This window comes from Alteromonas gilva (assembly GCF_028595265.1).
In the GTDB taxonomy this organism is placed as follows: domain Bacteria; phylum Pseudomonadota; class Gammaproteobacteria; order Enterobacterales; family Alteromonadaceae; genus Alteromonas; species Alteromonas gilva.
The window spans coordinates 3,079,297-3,098,937 of the sequence record NZ_JAQQXP010000001.1 but is presented as its reverse complement, the minus strand read 5'-3'; the positions used below and the strand labels follow the sequence as shown (position 1 = coordinate 3,098,937).

Here is a 19,641-nt window from a genome sequence, read left to right as displayed (position 1 = left end):
GTAGACTACAACGTTGATAGGCAGGGTGTGGAAGCGTTGCAAGGCGTTAAGCTAACCTGTACTAATTGCCCGAGAGGCTTAACCATACAACGCCTAAATGGCTTTACATTTAGATGTTGATGGCAATGGCTGACTAATTAAGTCAAAGAGTAGCTAAGTTACTCGTGAGTATTGAAGAACGTATCAGATTCCAAAATTGTTAATTTAAATTTTTTTTAAAGACAGTTTACAAGAGGATGATGGCCAGCACCTGAGGGTACTGTTTGTCCTCCTTGCGCAAAAGTCGAGAAGAGCACTCGATTTTGCACGACTTTGTCTGGCGGCCATAGCGATACGGCACCACCTGATCCCATTCCGAACTCAGTAGTGAAACGTATTAGCGGCGATGGTAGTGTGGGGTCTCCCCATGTGAGAGTAGCACACCGCCAGGCTCCCATTAAGAAGAAGGCCCACTCAGTTGAGTGGGCCTTTTTTGTGTCTGGTCGAAAATACAAAATCAATGCATCAATGTGCCGGGAATGACCTTTAGCATTGCAAACACCTGGTAACCACTGTTGTGCTGCAGCCAATACATTCACAATCTTGCGCCGCCGCCAATTTACAGCGCTACTTGTATTTCACCACTTTATTTTACTCACTGACGCTTTCCCCTTTTCATCGCTTTAACCCTTAACTCTTAACCCACAATACTTCTCTTGAGATTGTTATATTAATGCGCAATTCGTACAGCGCTCACCCTGCGTATGATGTTTATAATGAGCGGCAGATATAAGTATGTGCGATTTCACACAGTGCTAATCCCCGGAGAAGGACTTATCCTTTAGCTCAACGAATGAATATATGGCTAGTAAATTAACAGTTTATTAACGTAAATGGTCTATAGTAAGCTATTAGTTAAAGAAGCTTGAGATAAGAAGTTCAACAATGAAGATTGTAATAAGTCAGCTGGTTAGTATTGTTATCGTCAGTGCTGTGTTAGCACTATTTGACGTCTCTTGGGCGATGGTATCGGTTGTTATTGGTTTTTGTTCTTGTTTGGTAACCTATTACGCTTGTTCAGCGTTTGCGAATGGTGAAGAAAGTAGTTCGCAGTCCGTTGGATTCACTGAGTTTAATCAAAGGGCTGAGCGTATTAGCCAATCTGCCAGTCGCGTTGCGATAGGTGGCGCCAATGTTTCTTATTTTCTCGATAAGCTTGCCGGTATGTTTAAACAGCAGGTTGCCAGTGTTGAGGACATTGCCAACCAAATTAAGCACATAGAGTCCGGTAATCTTGAGCTCATAGAACATGCGGGTCAAGCCGAAGAAGAAATTAGAACGTCGGATGACATGACACAACGAAGCCGAAAATTGTTAGCTGATATATTGCGTCAACAGGAAAATCTCATTCAACAGATCAGCGATTCTAAATCGATGCTGGAGAGTCTGCGCAGCAGTGCAGAGTCAATTGGCAGTATCACCACTACCATCAACCAACTCGCAGATCAAACCAACATGCTAGCGCTTAACGCTGCAATAGAGGCTGCTCGTGCTGGCGATCAGGGCCGTGGGTTTGCGGTAGTAGCCGACGAAGTACGCGATCTGGCTAAAAAAACCACTGATGCCACCCAGGGCATTGATGCAGTGTTAAACGAAATCAATACCTACAGTCAGAACTCGGTGCAGGCTATTGAAAGGGTGTCTGCGGCTGGCGAAGAGATGTCGCAGATGATCAATGAGTCGTCAAATTTAATTAAGTCGGCGAGTGAAGCGTCGAGTATTGCTGCATCGTCGATGGCAGTGATGAAAGATACGGTCGATATGCATGGTGAGGCGAACCTGGGAATAGGCGCTAATACGAGCGATCTGAATGATAATACTAAATATCTGGAGCATGAACTCAGTGATGTGTCAGAAAAAGTGTTATCCCTTAGCCACCAAACTGAAGACATCTTTCGCCAGTTGCAGGTATTTGAGCTGGATAACCGTAACGCGCATGTGCAGCGTATTGCACAAGATGCAGCAAGCAGAATTGGTCAGTTATTTGAAAATGCCATCCGAGACGGCGGTATTAGCGAACAACAGTTATTTGATTTTCAATACAAGCCCGTGCCGAATACTAATCCGCAAAAGTTCACTACGCAGTTTGACCAGTTCACGGATAAGCAATTACCTGGTATTCAGGAGCCTATTTTGCAAGAAAATAGCTTTATTGTTTATGCCGGAGCGGTTGATAAAAATGGCTATTTCCCAACCCATAATAAAAAATTTAGTCATGCAATGACGGGTGATTACGACGTCGATTTGGCAAAAAGCCGAACCAAACGAATATTTGACGATTATACCGGTAGCCGCTGTGGCAAAAATACGGAAAGCTTTTTATTACAAACCTATAAGCGTGATACCGGCGAGGTGATGCATGATTTGTCTGCGCCAATATTTGTAAACAATAGGCATTGGGGCGGATTCAGGATAGGCTATCAGGCTGAGTAACTTTGTATTATCGGATAAAGAATGCATACCAATGGCGCTTTTTTTATCGCAAAGCCGAAATGAAATAGTGGTGCCCACGGTCTAACTATTTACAGAACTTAACAACAGATATTTTGTCAGGAGCGTTACCATGAAACAGGTTAAGAAAAACAGCGTTGCAAGCGCAATAGGTGCGGTGGTTTTAGGTTCAAGTATGTCAACAGTGGCCTTTGCTGCTGATGCTGCCAACCCATTTGAAGTTGAACAACTGGATTCTGGCTATATGCAATTTGTCGCAGAAGGCTCTTGCGGCGGCGATAAAGCCGAGAAAGAAGGCAAATGCGGCGAAGGAAAATGTGGCGAAGGTAAGTGCGGCGCAGATAAAAAAGCCATGAAAGAAGGTAAGTGTGGCGAAGGTAAATGCGGTGCCGACAAAAAAGCCATGAAAGAAGGTAAGTGTGGCGAAGGTAAGTGCGGTGCCGACAAAAAAGCCATGAAAGAAGGCAAGTGTGGCGAAGGCAAGTGCGGTGCAGACAAAAAAGCCATGAAAGAAGGCAAGTGTGGCGAAGGTAAATGCGGCGCAGACAAGAAAGCCATGAAAGAAGGCAAATGTGGCGAAGGCAAGTGCGGTGCCGATAAAAAAGCCATGAAAGAAGGCAAATGCGGCGAAGGTAAGTGTGGCGCCGACAAAAAAGCCAAAAAAGAAGGTAAGTGTGGTAGCGGCGCATAGCTTGCAAAAAAGGAGTAATCAATGACACATAAGATTAGCGGGGCAGGCTTGGGGTTAAGACGTGAAATGCTGAGTGACGTGTTACCCGTTTTGCCTGACAACGTTGATTTTTGGGAAGTTGCTCCGGAAAACTGGATCCCACTTGGCGGTCAATTTCGACAAGATTTAGAGCGCTGCGTGGGCCAGAGTAGTTTTACGACTCACGGGCTTTCGCTATCCATAGGTGGCCCTGATCCCCTGGATTATCGGTTTTTACATGAACTTAAAGCATTCTTAGATCGCTACAATATCGCGTTGTACAGCGAGCACCTGAGCTATTGCTCTGCGCAGGGGCACTTATACGATTTAATGCCAATCCCTTTCACCGATGAGGCTGTGCAGTATGTGGCAGACCGGGTACGTAAAGTACAGGACATTTTAGAACGGCCGCTTGTGCTGGAAAACGTCTCTTACTATATTACGGCGGATAACCGCTTGTCAGAGCTGGAGTTTATCAATTCGGTATTAGCTGAAGCTGATTGCTCAATGCTACTTGATGTAAATAATGTTTACGTAAATTCGATTAATCATCGTTACGATCCCTACCAGTTTATCGACAAGCTACCGGGTAAGCGTATTGTATATGGGCATATTGCCGGTCATTTCGATGAAGCGGAGGATTTACGTGTGGACACCCATGGCAGTGATGTCATTGAGCCAGTGTGGCAGTTGCTGGAGCATGCTTACAAAACCCACCATGTTTTTCCCACACTGCTTGAGCGGGACTTCAACATTCCTCCCATGGCCGATTTACTAAAAGAAGTGCAACGTATTAAGCAAATTCAGGCCGACGTGAGTGCTTTGCAAAGAGGAGTGGCTTAAGTGTCACTGCCTGACCAACTCAACGCTTTTGCCCGGAGTGTTCGATATCCCTCACCGCAGGGCGCAGAGGACGCCGACACCAAAAGGCGCATGGATATCTACCGCTCGTTATTTTTTAATAACGTGAATGGTTTTATCCAAAACGGTTTTCCGGTGCTCCACAGCTTTTATGCAGAAGAAGAGTGGGAGCGTTTGGTTCGCCAGTTTTTTACTGAACACCAATGTACATCACCTTACTTTATTCACATAAGCCAGGAGTTTATAGAGTATCTCAGTAATGGCTACCAATTAACCGAACATGATCCGGTGTTTCTGAAAGAAATGGCTCACTACGAATGGCTGGAACTGGCATTATCGGTCAGGGAGCCTCAGCAGCCGGTCACTTACTGGCGGCAAAGTGGCATGCCTGACACCATGATGGCGTCGCCGCTAAGCGAGTTAGCCGGGTATCCTTATGCAGTACACAAAATCGGCCCTGATTATCAACCGGACTCACCGGGTGGCATGCACTACTATTTGCTGTACCGTGACCCGCAACACAACGTACAGTTTCAGCACCTCTCACCATTGTCAGCGTTGACAATGGAATTGCTGGCAACCCAGCCGACCGACTTTACAACGCTCGCTAAAGCGCTGCACGAGAAGGTACCTGATATTGACTATGACACGCTCATTAATGGTCTTCAGCAAGTACTATCCGGCTGGCTTCAGGGCGGCGCGGTGACCGCTTATGATACCGACAACAGCGGTGTAGAGTAATTAGCCACAAATACGACTCCATGCATATTTACCCTGTTATTTTTGCCCGGTTTCGATTACCATTTACAACCATTTTTTAAGCTTAATAAGAATTGAGTATTTGCATGGCTGGTAACGAAGATTTTAAAGAAGTATTCAACTGGTGGTATTTGTTAGCAATTGTAGTCACATTAGTTGCTTTACCACTGCTGCCGACATTAGCTGGTATATACACTTGGGTGTTGTGATTTCATGCTGACTACACAGGAAAGCACGCGTTCAGAATTCATTAAATCAGTGGTAAAAACCGTGCCGGATTATCCTAAACCCGGCATTCAGTTTCGTGACGTCACAAGTGTTCTTGAAAACTACCAGGCGTTTAGTCAGTGCATAGCCATGCTGGTCGAAAAGTATCGTCCACTCGGCTTTAATAAAGTTGCTGGCACCGAAGCGCGTGGTTTTCTTTTTGGTGCGCCTCTGGCACTGGAGCTGGGCATAGGTTTTGTACCGGTGAGAAAACCCAATAAGTTGCCGCGTGATGTGTTGAGCGAGAGCTACGAGCTCGAGTACGGCAAGGATACCCTTGAAATTCATAAAGATGCTATTAATCCGGGTGACAAGGTATTGCTGATAGACGATCTATTAGCCACCGGTGGCACAATTTCAGCCACAGCCAAGCTTATTCGTAATCTCGGCGGCGTGGTCGAGTACGCCGGATTTGTCATTGGCTTACCCGCGTTACATGGGTACGAGAAGCTGGCTGATTTAGGCGTCGAACCTTATTGTATTTGTGAATTCGACGGCGAATAAGGACAGCTAACTTTGGCCTATCAGGTACTGGCAAGAAAATGGCGCCCCGGGATATTTTCAGAGCTGGTTGGGCAGGAACACGTTGTTTCAGCGATCAGTAATGCGCTCACCAACGATCGTTTACATCATGCCTACCTTTTCACAGGTACGCGTGGTGTGGGTAAGACAACCATTGCGCGTATTTTTTCTAAAAGTTTAAATTGTGAACAAGGCCAAAGTGCTACACCGTGTGGACAGTGCAGCACCTGTGTGGAAATTGAGCAGGGCAACTATGTGGACCTGCTCGAAATCGATGCCGCCTCGCGAACAAAGGTAGAAGATACGCGCGAATTGCTCGATAACGTGCAGTACAAACCCAGCCGTGGCCGCTTTAAGGTTTACCTGATTGACGAAGTGCACATGCTGTCCAAGCACAGTTTTAATGCGCTGCTTAAAACCCTCGAAGAACCACCGCCACACGTTAAGTTTCTATTAGCCACAACCGATCCGCAAAAGCTGCCAGTAACGATATTGTCGCGCTGTTTGCAGTTCAATTTAAAAGCCTTGTCACGCGAGCAAATTAGCCAGCAGTTACACCATATTTTGGCGCAGGAACAAATAAGTTTCGAAGATAACGCGCTCACTTTGCTGGCGAAAGCTGCCCAGGGCAGTATGCGCGATGCGCTAAGCCTTACCGATCAAGCCATCGCACAAGGCAACAACCAGGTCAGCAGCGCCATCGTAACCGATATGCTCGGCTTGATGGACCGCCAACAGTTGCTGAAGATTTTGTTTGCGGTGACTAAACGCGAGCCCGCCGAAGTGATGGCCCAGGCCGCAGAAATAGACGTACTGGCACCTGATTACAGCAATGTACTGGCTGAACTATCCAGTTTGTTGCACCAAATTGCCTTAACCCAGTGGGTGCCGGAAGCCTGCAAGCTCGAAACGAATACCGCAAAGGCCATTTATCAGCTGGCCCGCCATTTTGCCCCCGAGCAGGTGCAGTTGCTGTATCAGATTACGTTGCAGGGGCGCAAGGATTTACCTTATGCCAGCGATGCGCGTAGCGCGTTTGAAATGACGCTGTTACGAATGATGTCTTTTGCACCGGCAGAGCCATTAGGAGATCGTGAAACGCTTATTCAGCAAGCGCCGGCTCGTGTTGTTGAAACGCAGGATGCGGAGGCAGACATGGCGTCGGCCACTGCTGCACAAGCTCATCAGCAAAGCGGTGACTTTAATGCCAGTGAGCATATCGCTGAGGCCGTGCATTCAGCAGCTGACGACGACCTGGTAACGGGTGCATCGGGCGCCATGGAACACGCGCAAATAAACCCGTCCGAGGCACAGGATATCAGTGATACTCATCATGACGAGTCACAGCAACTGGGTGATGAAGCCGCGCAATTACTCGATGAAGCCGAGGATTATCGTCGGCAAAGCGCCCACTTCACTGATCACGATGACCATCAACATCACGACCGCCATCAGGATAACGCTCAGTACAGCCAGTTTGATACCAGCAATAATGCTGATACTGATGCAGCGCAAGGAACTGCAGACCCTGCGCCGCCCCAGTCAGGCCAACAAGTGGGTGACAGCCCTGGCCCTGACGCAGCAGATGAGCCGCGTAAGCCGGCTGCATCGAATACCGCTGCGATGCTGGCGTTGCGCCAACGTCTGAAACAGCAGGCCGCGGAGGAAAAAGCAAACGCGGCAAAAAAGCCGGCAACTAGTGCCGACGGGTATAAGCCACCGGTTGCCAATCGTTCGGCTACTACACCCACTCCCGCTGAGCCACGTGATAACGCCGAACAACCGGGCATTGAGACGCAGGAACAAGCAGTCTCTTCGCCTGCTACGCCTCAACCTGATAACAGCAAAGCGGATACGCCAGGCGACGATTTCGATGCTCCGCCGCCATGGGTATTGGAAAACACCGGGGACGACACCTCAGCAGACTCAGCTCCCGGGGCTCAAACCGGCTCATACGAAGAACCTGAGCAGTGGTCGGAGCAGCCAGTCCAGACAACTGACAATCTGCACAGCGGTAACCCAAGCGGTCAACAACCGGCAACAGAGGCTGAAGCCAGTAACAGTGATACGCAGCAAGCGGCCAGGGTACAAAACGATCTTAATAATGATGCCAACGTATCACTTGACGACTATACTAATCTTCCTGCGTATTTGGAAAATGGCGATAAATTGCTTAAAGCCAGCCAATTAGACAGTTGGAGCCGGCTCATTGAAGCGATGCCGGTGGCGGGGTTACTTAAACAAGTGGCGTTACATTCGTTGTATGCTCGTGACGGCAACGAGGTTACGCTGACCCTGGATAGCGCTCAACAGCATTTGGTCAACGACACCACGGCAATGCAGTTGTCAACGGCGCTGGAAGAGGTGTTACAATCACCGGTACAGGTGACACTTGAATATGGCAGTGTGAGTGACACGCCGTTTCAGATACAGCAACAAATTAATATCATGCGCGAGCGTTATGCCCGGCAGGTTATTCAAAGTGATGACGTGATTCAGTCGGTAGTACAAGCATTCAATGCCAGCGTATTGGATGACAGTATTCAGCCTCGTTAGCACTCAGAACGGCACAGCTATGCAGAATTGAGTAAAGCGTTGTGCCACTGAGTCTGGCGAGATATTTTTTCAGTATTATCGTCAACGCGTAATCGTTAAATTAATTTTTTATAAGTGAGATAGTAATATGTTCAAAGGTGGAATGGGCAACATCATGAAGCAGGCGCAGCAAATGCAAGAGCGCATGCAACAAACCCAGGAAGAGTTGGCCAAACTCGAAGTGGTTGGTGAGTCTGGTGCCGGTATGGTAAAAGTAACCATGACCTGCAACCACAATGTTCGCCGCGTTGAAATCGATGAGTCACTGATGGAAGACGATAAAGACATGGTAGAAGATCTGGTCGCTGCCGCATTCAACGATGCTGCCCGTCGCGTCGCAGAAACTTCCAAAGAAAAAATGGCTGATGTCACCGGTGGTATGCCATTACCACCCGGAATGAAAATGCCGTTTTAGGCCGCAAGCCCCGTATTTGTTGGTCGCTGGCTTCGTGAAAAGTTAGGGGGACAAATAGGGGACAAAGATAAATCTTCAAAGCTCGGCATTTGTTCGAGCTTTTTTGTTTAAAAAATCTAATATTAAGCTCTGAGGGATCCCCACGAATTTAGCATGTAATCTTGCCCATGCAAGCTTCAGCGGTGAGTTCATCAAGCCAGCGGATCGTCTTTTTCCACTGAGGCAGGGTAAATCGTATTGCGGTGTTAAAGGCTCTCAAGCCAAGAAAGTGAAAGGATAGTACGGATTTTGTTTCGGTATTTGCCTGAAAGCGTCGATGCTTTTTACTGACAACTAATAGCATGCCCAGCAGTACAGCGACCAAAGAAGCCAGTGTGGTAAGCAACACCAGAACAGTAATGCGTGTCTTGGTTGTGCTGCGATTATTTTCAAATCCCAGACCAAAGCGCGTGCTTTTCATATCCCGAAAACCTTCTTCTATTTGCATACGCTGGCGATAAATACCGACGACTTGTTTAGACAAGTGACGATGGTAGGGCAATGACGTTGCCAACAGCCACGGGTCTTGTGCGCCATTAGCATATTTTAATGAGCTGGTATCCCGTTGGCGCGAGCCATTGGCATTAAACGCCCTTCGACCTTTCGCTTTCTCTTTAACCAACACCAAGGTACAGGCAAAAGGTCGTGACTTGACGATACGCGCGTTATCAAATCGCTTGGGGCGTGTTGTAGCCTTTAGATAAAGCTCAGCGATAGATTGCCATTTATTACCGCCATCCAGCGAATATAAATGTGGCTTTCGTACACGCCCGACAATATGCCATCTCAATGCCTGCACTTCACGAAACCACGGCGATTTGTAGCCCGCATCAGTGACAATAATGGGCTGGCAGGTATCCGGTAAGAGCGTGTGCAATATCTCTAAAAAGTCTCTATGTGTAGTCGCTTTTGCACTGGCTTTTCTATCATGCACTTCCTGATAAAGGGTAATAGGCCGCCCTTTAACGACAATTGCGGCGCGAAGTAAAAAGTGTTTTTTGCACTTATCCAAATCTGACCAGTCAACGGCAATGACAGGATGTTTACAGGTACAAAATAACCGGCAAATCATTGCATATATAAACGGTACTTTACGCTGGAGGTGACCATTAGATAACAGCCAGTCAGCCCGCTTAATACGATGTTTCTCATAGGCATTGGAACGGATCCCGCGGCCCATGCTGGTTACAGTGGCCGAACCGCTCTCAATCAAGCTTCTCACACAGGCGACAACGGCCTGTTTGCGGGTTTTATGCATTTTATGGCTGACAAAAGAGACAAGATTGTTCAATATAGAGCGTGCATTCATGGTGTTTTCTGTGTTGGTTTTTTTGGCGAAAGATCTGAATCACCAAATGCCATGAATGTTCCCTAACTCTTTGACTTTATTTTGCTATTCGTGGGGATAGCTCAGCATTTTTACCCTTTCATTTATTGAAAAGTTGATGAAGATGGGTCTAGACGGAAGAGCGAAAAAGATAATTTATGAGCAATTACATCAGCAGAGCTCTGTTGATAATCGTTTGGCTCTATATCGTTCGTTAGAAATGATCGAAGGTGAAAAAGCCTGGACACACGCATTAAATGATGATGCGGCAATTATTCGTGCGGCAAAGTACAAATTGAGTATATAAGGACGTAATAAGGTGCGGACTGATTCTATAGAAGTAAATCACCTTAGCAAGGAATATAAACTCGCTAAAAAAAGCGTGTTCGCTTTGAGGGATATAGAGTTCAATGTAAAAAAAGGCGATGTTGTTGGAATACTTGGACCAAATGGTTCCGGCAAGAGCACGCTAATTAAGGTGTTACTCTCAGTAGTTATGGTCGATGATATAGAGATGAGGTTCAATGGTCAGAAGGTCGGGACTAAGGCTAACAATAAAGCTTACTTGAAGGATGTAGGTGCAATTGTTGAAGGCAATAAGGAAATGATGGAACGCCTGAGTGCTTATGAAAATGCAAAGTATTACTGTCGCTTGAGAAACGTCAAATTTGATAAAGATTATTTTGAATACTTGGCTGATATTTTAAGTTTATCCGAGCATGATAAGCAAGCTAGATATCTCTCTACAGGAAACAAACAAAAAGCAGCCTTGATTAATGCAATTATTCATAAGCCATCACTTGTAATATTAGATGAGCCAACGCTTGGTATGGATGTACACTGCCTATCCGCCTTAGAGAGTTTAATTAATGCTTTATCTCAAGAACATGGCGCGACTTTCATTATCACCTCTCATGATCTTCGTTTTATCGAAAGAGTGGTGAAAAGACTAATATGTTTACGGAATGGAGTAAAAATATATGACGGTAGTCTTTTAGATTTTAACGCGCAAAACTTCTTATATGAGATTAGTGTTCAAGAAAACATAATACTAAAGGAATGGCTTAAAGAGCAGGATTTTGGAATGTTTTCTAACAACAATAGCCTATTTATGGTAAAGAACTTGGGAGAGCTTTCTACTGTAATACAATTCGTTATTGATAATGAAATAGACCAGAACTCCATCACTATAAGTAAATATGATTTAGAACAGCAGTTCAAGGAAAGTACATAATGATATTATTTGCGAGACTCTTCCTAAACGAGATATATCTATGGTTTTTAATTAAAATAAGATATATGCCTGAGATGATAATGGGCTATATTATTACTCTCATGTTTTTTATGGGTATCTTTTATGGAGTTGGGTTATATGCCGATCAGGATGCCGATAAGCTAGATACATTTATAATTGGCATGGTAATTTGGATGTTTGCTGTGACCAGTTACAGTGGCGTTAGTGACGAAATTGATAAGGAAGTCAACGATGGTACTTTTGACAAAATTTATGTCACTCAACATTCGCTATGGTACATCATTATGGTGAGAGCTGTGGTAGATGTAATATTAGGTATGGCTAATTTTTTCCCCTTTTTATTCCTATTTATGTGGATTAGCTCGAGGTGGTTGGACATAGACTATTTCACAATGCTCTCGTCAATGCTATTAGCAGCTCCATCATTATTGGGAGTCGGCTATTTTCTTGGTGGTCTTTTTTTATTAATGAAGAACACCGACACTTTAAAAATAGTAGTACAGTTGTTAATTGTTGGGCTGATTTTACTTTCAGCGCACCCACTTAATTATTTCGCTTTTTTACCTTTTGTTTTAGGTTCGAGCATTTCCAAATTAGCAGTAAATTACCAGTATGCCATTCAATTGCAAGATGCTTTTTTTATTGGAATTAATTCATTGGTTTACTTGTCTTGCGGAATATTGTTTTTTAATTATTGTGAAAATATTGCAAGGAGAAAGGGAACTTTATGTCACTCTTAATGGCGTGCACCAGATTTTTATAAAATAGAATCCAAAATATACTAATTCGCCAGTGCTGATTGATTTTTATATATGCCATTGGTGAATATTAATTTATATTAAACGGTATGTATTGCATGAAAAAATGCAAGTGTTAGGTGCATAATTCTAAGAATTCGGGAGTAACTAAGGCAATTTTTGAACAATTGGGTCTGGTAGTTGACGAAGACCTTCGCAGAGCTATCAATACTGCAAAAGACAAAGCCGATGTTCTAATCTCGTTGAGTGTAGATGATGTAATTGTTGGTGAGGCTAAGACCTGCAAGAATGGAGACTTTGCAAAATATTCCACTACTTCACGCCAGGTAAAATCATACGCTAACCGGTGCGAGCAAGCTGGAAAGCGAGTCGCACAGGTACTAATAGTGGCCCCAACATTCTCAGAGGATTTCGTTGAAAGTGCTGAGATGGATACTGAAGTTAATATCTCATTATTAGAAGCTGAAGGTCTAAAGAAAATTCTTGATGCCTATAAATCGCGACGCAATCCAAAGTTTTCTGCAAAGCTCTTCACCAAAGGGGGGTTATTAAAAGCAGACTTGATAGCAAAGAATACCTAAATTAGAAAGAGTGCAGAATGGAAACTGAGAGGCGTTATTAAAAGTCTCCCGCATAACTCCGCTTAACGAGTATTGGTTTACGCTTAAAATCGGGTCTTGTATAGTACGCGCAGTAAAACCGTTTTACGTTACCGATGACATCAGCATCCACATGCTTGTTATTGCAATTGCCATTAGAGCCTTTACCCGGCTATCAACTGCGTAGTAATCCATTATGAAATACAGTCCTTTACTGGCAGAGTTAATTAACAGCCTGACCTGCCTCCCCGGTGTTGGCAATAAAACCGCTCAACGCATGGCGTTTCAATTGCTTGAACGTAACCGTGAAGGTGGTCGCACACTGAGTGCGGCGCTGCATAATGCTATGGAGCACATTGGCCATTGTCAGCGTTGTCGTAATTTTTCGGAGCAGGATCTGTGCGAAATTTGCCAGCATCCGGAGCGTGGTGCAAGTCAGCAATTATGTGTGGTTGAAAGCCCCCAGGATGTAATGGCGGTTGAACAGACGCTGGCTTATAAGGGGACCTACTTTGTGCTGATGGGGCATTTATCACCCATCGACGGCATTGGCCCGGCTGAGATTGGTTTGGATATTCTTGAGAAGCAGATTAAAGACGGACAATATTCAGAAGTGATTCTGGCCACTAACCCAACGGTGGAAGGCGAGGCGACAGCCCACTTTATAGGCCAGATTTGCCAGAAAAACCAGGTCTCAGCCAGCCGTATAGCTCATGGTGTACCAATCGGTGGTGAACTTGAATACATTGATGGCAACACACTGACTCACGCTTTCTCCGGACGGCGAGCGCTGTAGCGCCCGCTGTTGTTACCTGCGTAGCCCCAGCAACCCACTTCGCGACATTATTCAGCCAATATTTTTATTTCTGGCAGTTGAATTCCTTGCCTGCCGACCACATTTGACTTGTTGAAAAATAATTAAACTAACTAGGAGAATCTGGTTTATGGCTGAAGTGGCCCATCAAGAAACTCACGGATTTCAGACCGAAGTAAAACAACTTCTCAATCTGATGATCCATTCTCTTTATTCAAACAAAGAAATCTTTTTACGCGAGCTGGTATCAAACGCCGCCGACGCAGCCGATAAGTTGCGTTTTAACGCTCTGGAAAATGATAGCCTGTATGAGAATGATGGCGACCTGTGCGTTAAACTGAGCGTCGACAAAGAAGCCGGCACCCTGACGATCACCGATAACGGTATCGGCATGACCCGTGACGATGTTATCGAAAATCTTGGGACCATTGCAAAGTCTGGCACCAAAGACTTTTTCAGTAAGTTGTCCGGTGATTCGGCAAAGGATTCTCAACTGATTGGTCAGTTTGGTGTTGGTTTTTATTCTGCCTTTATCGTTGCCGACAAAGTGGTAGTGCGCACACGCGCTGCCGGTGAGAGTGCTGACCGGGGTGTCGAGTGGACGTCAGAAGGCGAAGGTGAGTTCACGGTTGCCGATATTGAAAAGGCTGAACGTGGTACCGAAATCACGCTTTACCTGCGTGAAGACGAGAAAGAGTTCGCCGATGACTGGCGCCTGCGTTCAATCATTAGCAAGTACTCAGATCACATTAGCATTCCTGTGCGCATGTACAAAGAGCCGATTGCCGAGTCAGAAGGTCCCGACGGTGAAAAAATCCCGGCGCAGCCAGGCGAATGGGAAACGGTGAACAAAGCCACTGCACTGTGGACGCGTGACAAGTCTGAAATCAGCGATGAGGAATACAAAGAGTTCTACAAGCACGTTTCTCATGACTATTCAGACCCGATGACATGGGCGCACAATAAAGTTGAAGGTAAAACGGAATACACCAGCTTGCTGTATATCCCCAGCAAAGCTCCGTTTGATATGTGGAATCGTGACCAGTCTCACGGCTTAAAGCTTTACGTACAGCGCGTATTTATTATGGACGACGCCGAGCAGTTTATGCCCACGTACCTGCGCTTCGTGAAAGGCTTGCTGGACTCCAACGATCTGCCGCTCAACGTGTCGCGAGAAATTCTGCAGGACAATAAAGTGACCCAGTCACTGCGCACCGGTTGTACCAAGCGTGTATTGCAAATGCTTGAGCGCATGGCGAAAAACGATGCCGAAAAGTACCAGTTATTCTGGAATGAGTTTGGTAACGTGCTTAAAGAAGGCCCGGCTGAAGATTTCTCCAACAAAGAAAAAATCGCCGGATTACTGCGCTTTGCCTCAACCCATAATGACTCAGACGAGCAGTCTGTGTCACTGGCCGATTACATTTCCCGTATGAAAGAAGGCCAGGATAAAATTTACTTTGTGACCGCCGACAGCTATAAAGCCGCGAGGAACAGCCCGCACCTTGAGATCTTTACCAAGAAAGGTATCGAAGTATTACTCATGGGTGAGCGTATCGACGAGTGGCTTATGCAGCACCTGAATGAGTTCGACGGTAAACAGCTGCAGTCCATAGCCCGTGGCGATCTTGACTTAGGCGATCTGGAAGACGAAGAAAGCAAGAAAGCCCAGGAAGAAGCCGAGAAGCAGGTTGAAGGCGTATTGGAACGTGCTAAATCTGCACTGGGTGAAAAGGTGCTGGACGTTAAGTTTACTCACCGCCTGACCGATTCACCGGCGTGTATTGTGGCTGACAATAACGGCATGACCACGCAAATGATGAAACTAATGGAAGCGGCGGGCCAGCCGGTACCTGAAGTGAAATATCATTTTGAGCTGAACCCGGAGCATCAGTTAGTGAAACTCTTAGCCGATGTGCAGGATGAGGCAGTGTTCAATAGCTGGACACAAGTGCTGTTCGACCAGGCTGCGTTGTCTGAACAGGGTAACCTCAAAGATCCAGCCAGCTTTGTGCGCAACTTAAATGGTCTGCTCATGACGCTGTCAAAATAAACCGGTATTGCAGGTAAGTTGTAAAAATACCAACCAAAGCGGGCCTTAGCAGCCCGCTTTTTTTATGACTGGCTGCTCAGGTTTAATGGCGAGTATGCAAAGTTAATGTTATAAAAAGAATCCAAACAGCGTCCAACCCCTGTGTTGTCAGACCTCGTCAATACGGGTGTGTTGGCGTCAACGAAATACAGAAGGGGTCAATAGTCTACTATTCATACGCTATTAGTCGTAAGAACGCAGACTAGCGTTGTAGAGCACTTGTCACGCACATTGGGAGTGTGTAAAGTGCCTCACAGTTAATGAAAATAAGCGGAGAGCGCAATTATGCGAATTATACTTCTCGGTGCACCGGGAGCCGGAAAGGGAACACAAGCGCAATTTTTAATGGGCAAATATGGTATCCCGCAAATATCAACGGGTGACATGCTACGCAGTGCCATTAAAGCTGGCACCGAAATGGGCCTGGCTGCAAAGAAAGTCATGGATGAAGGAAAACTGGTTTCCGACGAGATTATTATTGGATTAGTTAAGGAACGCATTGCTCAGGATGACTGCAAAGACGGTTTTCTGTTAGATGGTTTCCCTCGTACTATTCCTCAGGCTGATGCGATGAAAGAAGCCGGCGTAAAAGTCGATCACGTGATTGAGTTTGACGTGCCTGACGATGTAATTGTTGACCGCATGGGCGGCCGGCGTGTTCACCCTGCCTCTGGCCGGGTTTATCATGTTGTGTACAATCCACCGAAAGTGGAAGGTAAAGACAATGAAACCGGTGATGATTTGATCATCCGTGATGACGACAAAGAAGACACTGTTCGCGCACGCCTGGCGGTTTATCACGATCAGACACAGCCGCTGGTTAACTACTACAGCGAAGAAGCTGCCGCCGGAAACTGTGAATACCATAAAATAGATGGTACCCAACCGGTAGACGAAGTCAGTAAGCAACTGAGCGAACTGCTCGGTTAGCAACACCATAGATACCACGATGAGCCGCTTCTGATAGCGGCTTTTTTATGGCTAACGACCCTGTCAGCATCAACGCAAACGGCCTTCGTGCTGCCAGGTTCCGGGCACTCATCGTTGCACCGCCAAACAGCAAGCAATCGTAAAAAGTCGGCCTGTAGTACTTTACCCGACAACCTAATCGCTGTCACAATAGTGCCTCGTAGCATTAACGACGACTATAACAACAATGATTGTATTGCCCGTTACCGCCTTCTATGCCAGCGTTTTAGCATTTGTTTATCTGTATTTAACGGCGTTGGTGATTATCCATCGCCGACGTAACCAAATTGGTGTCGGTGATGGTGGCAATGAGCCGCTAGCGCGATTTATCCGGGTGCATGCTAACTTTGCCGAATATGTCCCTCTTACCCTGTTACTGTTAGCCATTTTAGAAATCAGTATTGAACTGCCGTGGTTAATTCATCTGTTTGGCGGCGGCTTAACTTTGGGGCGGGTATTGCATGCCTATGGTTTAAGCCACTCAGTGGGGGCCACCTGGCAACGGTTGTGTGGCATGGTGCTGACATTATTAACCTTAGCGGGGTTGGCGGCAGCTAACTTAACGCTTATTTACTGGTTGCCGTTTTTATGATCTCTTTAAGCCAGGTGCCAACGCCTGCCTGTATTATTGACTTTGACATATTCAAACGTAATTGCCAGCGCATGCTGGCGGTGGCTGAGTCTGAACAAATCGTACTGCGCCCGCACGTCAAAACCCTGAAATCACTGCAGGCAGCCAAATACTATGCGCCCTCATCCATGCCGGTAACGGTGTCGACGCTGGCCGAGGCCAGATACTTTGCCAGTGCCGGTTATACCGACATTTTGTATGCGGTGGGTATAGCACCCAATAAACTTAATCAACTCGATGCTATTTTACGGTTGGCCGCAGATTTTACCGTCATCGCAGACAGCTTAGCCGCGGTGAATACGCTGATTGATTTTGCTCCTCAGTATAGTCAGTCTCTGGCGGTCATGCTGGAAGTCGATGTAGACGACCACCGCGCAGGACTTCTGCCGGAATCAGATGAGCTAATCGCGTGCGCAAGGGCAATACAAAACGCCTCAAACCTTCGTTTCAGAGGCGTTATGACCCACGCTGGTGGCTCTTATGATTGTCTTGATAGCAGCGCCCGCCAGGCGATGGCGAAGCAAGAGTGCGAGCGTATCAGCGCGGCAGCCGGCCAACTGGCCAGGCACGGGATCCAGTGTGATATCGTGTCTGCTGGTTCCACGCCCACTGCGCTGGCCGGGGTGAGTCACCAGGGGATAACAGAATTACGCGCCGGCGTTTACGCAACCTTCGATTGCGTAATGGCAGGGTTAGGAGTGTGTCAGGTAACTGACATCGCAATGTCAGTGCTGACCTGTGTTATAGGACATCAACGTAGCAAAAACTGGGTGATTGTAGATGCCGGCTGGATGGCATTGTCACGGGATCAGGGCACGGCTGGTCATCACACAGATTGTGGCTACGGACTGGTTTGTGACATTAACGGCCAGGTACTTGATGGCTGGTATGTGAAGGCAACCAACCAGGAGCATGGTATTATTTGTCACCGCGATAATATCGAACCACCTGAAGCCTTATTCTCGTACGGGCAGGTGCTGCGAATCTTACCTGTTCATGCGTGTGCTACCGCAGCGCAATATCAACAATATCATGTTGTTGATGACACCCTGACGGTATCGCAGCAGTGGTCTCGCATCAGTGGCTGGTAGCAGAATATTTGCAACTTGTTGTTTAGCGATTAAACTTTAGCAACCTGAACCTCTTCTTGGCAGTATTTGGGATTTCATGAAACTTCTGTTGGTAATAGCGTTATCGTTAGTAGGCTTTTCGGCGTCGGTGGCCGGCGCGCCACAACTCCTTATCTATACTGAAAACTCTCCTCCTTATCAATTTGTCAGCGATGATAAAGTTCAGGGTCTAGCCACCCAAAAAGTACAGGAAATAGTAAAGCGAGCAGGCTTCACTGCTACGTTCACAGTGTATCCCTGGGCCAGAGCTTTGCGACAGGTCGAGCAGTCCCCGAAAGGGCTTATTTATTCCATCGCTAAGACACCTGAGCGTGACCAACAGTTTGTCTGGATTGCACCTGTGGCTGCCTTTGAACTGGGGGTGTTATCGCTTAAGAGCGCCAGCCCGGAACGCTTTTCATTACCCCTTGATCCACACGCGCTGTCGGTGGCCGCACAGCGCGGCGATATCGCTGCCGAATGGCTGTTAAAGCAGGGGTTTGTTGAGGGAGATAACCTGATACTGTGCGCTGATATCCTGTGCTCCTGGCATCAATTAAAACGCGGCACCGTTGATTTTATTATTGAAGATCCCAATCTGATTGATGAAACCGCTGCGCTGGTGGGGTTAACCGGCGCAGACGTTATGCTGCAACAGGTGATTCCGGCGTTGTCGGTAACCGGTTACCTTGCTGCCAATAACGCCATGGATGCCGATAGTGTGGCACGGCTGCGCCAGGCTGCACACGCATTAGGCTACCACGAGGAGCGGTAGCCTGAAGTATGGGTTAACCTTTATGCTGACGCTTACGCAGCACCGCCACGGCATCTGACATCGACATGTCACAGGCCTGCAGTAATACGGTTAAATGGTAAAGCAGATCAGCCGCTTCGTTTTGCAATTCGTCTTTGTCCATCACGGTTGCAGCCAGGGCGGTTTCCACACCTTCTTCACCGACCTTCTGAGCGATACGCTTTATCCCTTTGCTGTAAAGCTTGGCAGTATAACTTGACTCCGGATCGGCTGTCTTACGCTGCGCCAGTAAACGCTCCAGATCACCCATAAAGGTATAGTCCGCTACTTCACTGTTAAACCAGCAACTCTCAGCGCCGGTATGGCAGGTGGGGCCAACCGGGTTGGCCAGCACCAACAACGAATCGTTGTCACAATCACTGCCAATTTCAACCAGATTCAGGGTATTGCCCGAGGTTTCACCCTTTTGCCAAAGGCGCTGTTTGGAGCGGCTGAAAAAAGTTACCTTGCCGCTGGTGAGCGTCGCTTCAAGCGCTTGTGGGTTCATATATCCTTGCATCAGCACTTTACCGGTTACGGCATCCTGAACAATCGCCGGTAACAGGTTATCCATTTTGGCCCACGCCAGTTGTGCCTGATTTTCTGTTGTTACTTTCATTACTTTTAAAACCTTTGT

Annotated in this window: 19 protein-coding genes and 2 rRNA genes; 19 read left to right on the top strand and 2 right to left on the bottom strand. The window is 46.7% G+C overall.

The genetic code is table 11. The features are described from left to right. From OIK42_RS13745 to OIK42_RS13705, 9 genes are all read left to right on the top strand, one after another. Positions 1-86: ribosomal RNA gene (locus OIK42_RS13745) — 23S ribosomal RNA — on the top strand; the annotation flags it as partial. Between the two features lie 229 nt (positions 87-315). After that, positions 316-431, top strand: a 5S ribosomal RNA gene (gene rrf, locus OIK42_RS13740). Between the two features lie 493 nt (positions 432-924). Then, the gene (locus OIK42_RS13735) at positions 925-2,472 is read left to right on the top strand and encodes a methyl-accepting chemotaxis protein (RefSeq protein ID WP_273641342.1); all 1,548 of its coding nucleotides are present in this window, start codon (positions 925-927) and stop codon (positions 2,470-2,472) included. Positions 2,473-2,602: 130 nt separating this feature from the next. Beyond that, positions 2,603-3,181 carry an HvfA family oxazolone/thioamide-modified RiPP metallophore gene (locus OIK42_RS13730; protein ID WP_273641340.1) on the top strand — a complete coding sequence of 193 codons (579 nt, stop codon included), beginning with the start codon at positions 2,603-2,605 and terminating at the stop codon, positions 3,179-3,181. Positions 3,182-3,202: 21 nt separating this feature from the next. Continuing rightward, positions 3,203-4,042 (top strand): HvfB family MNIO-type RiPP peptide maturase, encoded by an 840-nt coding sequence (locus tag OIK42_RS13725; RefSeq protein ID WP_273641339.1) that lies wholly within the window; start codon positions 3,203-3,205, stop codon positions 4,040-4,042. Then, positions 4,043-4,801: an HvfC family RiPP maturation protein gene (locus OIK42_RS13720; protein ID WP_273641337.1), complete on the top strand. Its 759-nt coding sequence runs from the start codon at positions 4,043-4,045 to the stop codon at positions 4,799-4,801. 231 nt (positions 4,802-5,032) lie between these two features. Further along, complete coding sequence (gene apt, locus OIK42_RS13715) at positions 5,033-5,590, top strand: adenine phosphoribosyltransferase (protein ID WP_273641336.1); 558 nt, start codon at positions 5,033-5,035, stop codon at positions 5,588-5,590. A 12-nt stretch (positions 5,591-5,602) separates the two neighbouring features. Then, complete coding sequence (gene dnaX, locus OIK42_RS13710; RefSeq protein WP_273641334.1) at positions 5,603-8,164, top strand: DNA polymerase III subunit gamma/tau; 2,562 nt, start codon at positions 5,603-5,605, stop codon at positions 8,162-8,164. Positions 8,165-8,291: 127 nt separating this feature from the next. After that, positions 8,292-8,618 (top strand): YbaB/EbfC family nucleoid-associated protein, encoded by a 327-nt coding sequence (locus OIK42_RS13705; RefSeq protein ID WP_273641332.1) that lies wholly within the window; start codon positions 8,292-8,294, stop codon positions 8,616-8,618. Positions 8,619-8,766: 148 nt separating this feature from the next. On the opposite strand, the gene OIK42_RS13700 is transcribed toward OIK42_RS13705, so the two are convergent. After that, positions 8,767-9,966, bottom strand: a complete 1,200-nt coding sequence (locus OIK42_RS13700) for an IS4 family transposase (protein ID WP_273641330.1) — start codon at positions 9,964-9,966, stop codon at positions 8,767-8,769. A 142-nt stretch (positions 9,967-10,108) separates the two neighbouring features. Between OIK42_RS13700 and OIK42_RS13695 the strand changes: the two genes are divergently transcribed. The 10 genes from OIK42_RS13695 to OIK42_RS13650 all read left to right on the top strand — a co-directional run bounded on the left by OIK42_RS13695 (position 10,109) and on the right by OIK42_RS13650 (position 18,986). Beyond that, a complete protein-coding gene (locus OIK42_RS13695) occupies positions 10,109-10,291 on the top strand; it encodes a hypothetical protein (protein ID WP_273641328.1) in 183 nt (60 codons plus the stop codon). Between the two features lie 12 nt (positions 10,292-10,303). Next, positions 10,304-11,218 carry an ABC transporter ATP-binding protein gene (locus OIK42_RS13690; RefSeq protein ID WP_273641326.1) on the top strand — a complete coding sequence of 305 codons (915 nt, stop codon included), beginning with the start codon at positions 10,304-10,306 and terminating at the stop codon, positions 11,216-11,218. Further along, positions 11,218-11,979 carry a hypothetical protein gene (locus OIK42_RS13685; RefSeq protein ID WP_273641324.1) on the top strand — a complete coding sequence of 254 codons (762 nt, stop codon included), beginning with the start codon at positions 11,218-11,220 and terminating at the stop codon, positions 11,977-11,979. The genes OIK42_RS13690 and OIK42_RS13685 overlap by 1 nt, the downstream gene beginning before the upstream one ends. Before the next feature lie 137 nt (positions 11,980-12,116). Beyond that, positions 12,117-12,578, top strand: a complete 462-nt coding sequence (locus tag OIK42_RS13680; RefSeq protein ID WP_273641322.1) for a hypothetical protein — start codon at positions 12,117-12,119, stop codon at positions 12,576-12,578. 214 nt (positions 12,579-12,792) lie between these two features. Next, on the top strand, positions 12,793-13,392 hold the full coding sequence (recR, locus tag OIK42_RS13675) for a recombination mediator RecR (RefSeq protein ID WP_273641320.1): 600 nt from the start codon (positions 12,793-12,795) through the stop codon (positions 13,390-13,392). A gap of 148 nt (positions 13,393-13,540) precedes the next feature. Then, positions 13,541-15,463, top strand: a complete 1,923-nt coding sequence (gene htpG, locus OIK42_RS13670) for a molecular chaperone HtpG (protein ID WP_273641319.1) — start codon at positions 13,541-13,543, stop codon at positions 15,461-15,463. A 324-nt stretch (positions 15,464-15,787) separates the two neighbouring features. After that, complete coding sequence (adk, locus tag OIK42_RS13665) at positions 15,788-16,432, top strand: adenylate kinase (protein ID WP_273641318.1); 645 nt, start codon at positions 15,788-15,790, stop codon at positions 16,430-16,432. 226 nt (positions 16,433-16,658) lie between these two features. After that, the gene (locus OIK42_RS13660; protein ID WP_273641316.1) at positions 16,659-17,063 is read left to right on the top strand and encodes an MAPEG family protein; all 405 of its coding nucleotides are present in this window, start codon (positions 16,659-16,661) and stop codon (positions 17,061-17,063) included. Beyond that, the gene (locus OIK42_RS13655) at positions 17,060-18,193 is read left to right on the top strand and encodes an alanine racemase (RefSeq protein WP_273641315.1); all 1,134 of its coding nucleotides are present in this window, start codon (positions 17,060-17,062) and stop codon (positions 18,191-18,193) included. The genes OIK42_RS13660 and OIK42_RS13655 overlap by 4 nt, the downstream gene beginning before the upstream one ends. A 76-nt stretch (positions 18,194-18,269) precedes the next feature. Then, positions 18,270-18,986 carry a substrate-binding periplasmic protein gene (locus OIK42_RS13650; protein ID WP_273641313.1) on the top strand — a complete coding sequence of 239 codons (717 nt, stop codon included), beginning with the start codon at positions 18,270-18,272 and terminating at the stop codon, positions 18,984-18,986. 13 nt (positions 18,987-18,999) lie between these two features. Here the strand turns inward: OIK42_RS13650 and hisIE are convergent, their stop codons facing one another. After that, positions 19,000-19,623, bottom strand: a complete 624-nt coding sequence (hisIE, locus tag OIK42_RS13645) for a bifunctional phosphoribosyl-AMP cyclohydrolase/phosphoribosyl-ATP diphosphatase HisIE (RefSeq protein WP_273641311.1) — start codon at positions 19,621-19,623, stop codon at positions 19,000-19,002. Positions 19,624-19,641: the final 18 nt, after the last annotated feature.

Excerpts from the sequence above, each read along its gene's own strand:
- OIK42_RS13705 (WP_273641332.1), top strand. The coding sequence starts at position 8,292 with ATGTTCAAAGGTGGAATGGGCAACATCATGAAGCAGGCGCAGCAAATG.
- OIK42_RS13700 (WP_273641330.1), bottom strand. The coding sequence starts at position 9,966 with ATGAATGCACGCTCTATATTGAACAATCTTGTCTCTTTTGTCAGCCAT.
- recR (WP_273641320.1), top strand. The coding sequence starts at position 12,793 with ATGAAATACAGTCCTTTACTGGCAGAGTTAATTAACAGCCTGACCTGC.
- hisIE (WP_273641311.1), bottom strand. The coding sequence starts at position 19,623 with ATGAAAGTAACAACAGAAAATCAGGCACAACTGGCGTGGGCCAAAATG.
- OIK42_RS13650 (WP_273641313.1), top strand. The coding sequence starts at position 18,270 with ATGAAACTTCTGTTGGTAATAGCGTTATCGTTAGTAGGCTTTTCGGCG.
- apt (WP_273641336.1), top strand. The coding sequence starts at position 5,033 with ATGCTGACTACACAGGAAAGCACGCGTTCAGAATTCATTAAATCAGTG.
- htpG (WP_273641319.1), top strand. The coding sequence starts at position 13,541 with ATGGCTGAAGTGGCCCATCAAGAAACTCACGGATTTCAGACCGAAGTA.
- OIK42_RS13730 (WP_273641340.1), top strand. The coding sequence starts at position 2,603 with ATGAAACAGGTTAAGAAAAACAGCGTTGCAAGCGCAATAGGTGCGGTG.
- OIK42_RS13725 (WP_273641339.1), top strand. The coding sequence starts at position 3,203 with ATGACACATAAGATTAGCGGGGCAGGCTTGGGGTTAAGACGTGAAATG.
- OIK42_RS13735 (WP_273641342.1), top strand. The coding sequence starts at position 925 with ATGAAGATTGTAATAAGTCAGCTGGTTAGTATTGTTATCGTCAGTGCT.
- adk (WP_273641318.1), top strand. The coding sequence starts at position 15,788 with ATGCGAATTATACTTCTCGGTGCACCGGGAGCCGGAAAGGGAACACAA.
- OIK42_RS13655 (WP_273641315.1), top strand. The coding sequence starts at position 17,060 with ATGATCTCTTTAAGCCAGGTGCCAACGCCTGCCTGTATTATTGACTTT.
- OIK42_RS13660 (WP_273641316.1), top strand. The coding sequence starts at position 16,659 with ATGATTGTATTGCCCGTTACCGCCTTCTATGCCAGCGTTTTAGCATTT.
- OIK42_RS13685 (WP_273641324.1), top strand. The coding sequence starts at position 11,218 with ATGATATTATTTGCGAGACTCTTCCTAAACGAGATATATCTATGGTTT.
- OIK42_RS13695 (WP_273641328.1), top strand. The coding sequence starts at position 10,109 with ATGGGTCTAGACGGAAGAGCGAAAAAGATAATTTATGAGCAATTACAT.